1 protein-coding gene is annotated in these 263 nt (G+C 44.5%); it reads left to right on the top strand.

The window, feature by feature from the left end; translation table 11 throughout:
• Positions 1–17: 17 nt before the first annotated feature.
• Positions 18–263, top strand: a 246-nt coding sequence (locus AAEY79_RS15310) for a DUF1439 domain-containing protein (RefSeq protein ID WP_352289366.1), incomplete at its 3' end; no start/stop codon positions are given.

Genomic DNA, 263 nt, shown 5'->3' with positions numbered 1-263 from the left:
GCGCTAAGCCAAATACCATGGCTGTCACAGCAGCGACTGTGATTACCGTGAATAACCCGTTACTACCTATTCACGCTAAGCTTAAAACTACGTTCGAAGCAGTGCCTTGGTATGACAGTAATACCAAGAGTGTCTATCTTCAACAGTTAAACTTAGTCAAGGTTGAGTCCGAACCCGCCGATATTGAGCGTTACATCAGCCAGGCAACACCACAATTGATGGGATTTTTACGTAATTACCTTGAAAACCAGCCAGTGTATACC

The sequence above is a fragment of the Psychrobacter sp. GW64-MNA-CIBAN-0177 genome (genome assembly GCF_040309585.1).
GTDB lineage: Bacteria > Pseudomonadota > Gammaproteobacteria > Pseudomonadales > Moraxellaceae > Psychrobacter > Psychrobacter okhotskensis.
This window is presented reverse-complemented; position numbering and strand designations above follow the sequence as displayed.